A 1,980-nucleotide genomic window follows, 5' to 3' on the forward strand; every position below is an offset into this window, starting at 1 on the left:
GGAACACCACGTCCATCAGGTTGTGGCGAATGTTGATCGGGGTACGTGGGTCGGGCAGATCGACGAGGTGGGTGAATAGGACCATGGCCAAGGTTGACGGTGAAGGATTGGGGTTCGCAGCTTACCGGACTGGGCACCAGGTTGCTTGATGAGGTGCACTGTCGCACCTGAATTTATGCCGATGGCAAGTTCGATCCCGCCCTGGGCGGCAGGGAGAGTTCAGAGAGAGTGACGTACAAAGTGTTGAGGCTGTACTAGCCAATCATCAAGCTTCTGTTCAAGCACGAGTAATGGAAATCTACAATCAGCTACCAACAGGAATTTCACGTGAACGCTTTACTACAGTTTCCATCACTAGAGCATTGAATCCAAATACAGGACAAACTGCTGATATTCTTACGGTGAACGGCGGTTCTATATACCAAAATGAAGTGAAAATGATGGCACGCGCAAATGGATTCATAACTACCCGTGGATTTGGAAAGATTCACGCCGAAGTATTAGGCCGGCAGGCGGCAGAAGCACGAGGATGGGTACCGTTGGTGACGCATTCGAGCAGACCGCACTGCGAAGGCTGCACAAATGATCTGATTACCAATAGTATATTGCAAGGCACACCTAGATAAAGATTTACCAGATACGGGGAGGTGGTTGTATGAGAGAAGTATTTGAAGACTATAGCGATGAAATTATGGAGTCCATGGACTCGGTGATCGATGATGAAGTGCAGAGGAAGGGTATTACAATATGGGCATTAGAAGCCAAATCTGCAATAGCATTTTGTTTGTGCTGCTGTGAAAGATTATTTTTGAACTATGCAGTATTCAGTCGTGAATCAGGATCAGGAAGTGAGAGTAAGCTTAGAAAACTGATTGATATCGCTTGGAATAATCTACTTACTGGGGGTGATAATTATCAAGCGGAAATGCATGAGCTACTAGATGAAGCTGGTAACTTCATTCTCGATGAGCAGGAGCATAGGCTGGCTGCTCATGCTGCAACAGCAATTTCAGTGGTAGAACTAAGCATTGGCTCTTTCAATGCACAGCCGAATGAGTTCGCCATTGAGTGCTATAGATTGGTTCTTCAGGATATTCTAAGATTCGTTATCGATGACGCGCTTTACTCAGGAAAGTCATTTTCATCGGTGCCTGATGAATTATTTGAAAGTTGCTTTTGGGTTGAAGAGCTAGATCTAAACGTTAAGATACTAAAATTGTTGCGCGGAAGTGAATATTCCATTGGAGAAGCAATTTCGGAAGTCCGCTCTTTGTGTATTAATAATTCTGCAAGCAATATTGGCGTGACCGGAACCGGCAGTAACTGACCGGCATCTGCCCGAACAGTACCGCTAGTACATTATTGGGCCGCTACCGTTACGACGCCGACGGTAAACGCATCGGCCGCAGAAATCGATGGGATCAGAGTGGTTGATTATCAACAGATAACTACCCGGATTTGGATTTTGACCTGAATTAAATGGGATGACGGAAGCGAACCAAGGAATTTAAACATGGGGAGGTATATGCGATACCTCTCAATGAGGACGTTGAACAAATCTCAACGCTTGCTTGCTGGTTTACTGGGCATCCCTTGCCTGATTGCCACTGCCATCCCCACCCATGCGGCGTTGGCGCCGGTGCCCGAAGCCGTCTCCCGGCTGGTGCAATCGCGCCTGGCGCCGTCAGCGCAAGACACGCTGGCCACGCGGTTGGATCATGAGCTGGCGCAGTTGCAAGCAGTGTTGAATCGCCGGCGCCCGGCGATGGCGGCGTTCCTGCCGCTGCCAGCGGGGGTTGAGCAACCGCTGGACACCGCCAGCTTCTCCGCCTTGTTGACGCGCCGGCTGGCGGCCTTGCAGCTTTTGCGGCAGGACACGGCCGCGCGTATCGGCGCGATGACCGGGACCGCTGGCGGCGAGCTGCAAGCGCAGGTCGAGCAGCGGTTTGAGGGCTTGCGGCAAGACCTCACCGCGCTGAT

At 50.5% G+C, this 1,980-nt stretch carries 3 protein-coding genes; all 3 read left to right on the forward strand.

The features are described from left to right. Positions 1 to 290 precede the first annotated feature (290 nt). On the forward strand, positions 291 to 626 hold the full coding sequence (locus FFS57_RS24710) for a hypothetical protein (RefSeq protein ID WP_137940482.1): 336 nt from the start codon (positions 291 to 293) through the stop codon (positions 624 to 626). A 29-nt stretch (positions 627 to 655) separates the two neighbouring features. Beyond that, entirely contained in the window at positions 656 to 1,327 is a 672-nt protein-coding gene (locus FFS57_RS24715) for a DUF416 family protein (protein ID WP_137940483.1), read from the forward strand. Positions 1,328 to 1,513: 186 nt separating this feature from the next. Continuing rightward, positions 1,514 to 1,980, forward strand: a 467-nt coding sequence (locus FFS57_RS24725; protein WP_137940484.1) for a hypothetical protein, incomplete at its 3' end; no start/stop codon positions are given.

Origin of the sequence: Chitinivorax sp. B, assembly GCF_005503445.1 — a bacterium.
In the GTDB taxonomy this organism is placed as follows: domain Bacteria; phylum Pseudomonadota; class Gammaproteobacteria; order Burkholderiales; family SCOH01; genus Chitinivorax.

Coding starts and splice junctions, on each gene's coding strand:
- FFS57_RS24715 (WP_137940483.1), top strand. CDS start 656: ATGAGAGAAGTATTTGAAGACTATAGCGATGAAATTATGGAGTCCATG.
- FFS57_RS24710 (WP_137940482.1), top strand. CDS start 291: ATGGAAATCTACAATCAGCTACCAACAGGAATTTCACGTGAACGCTTT.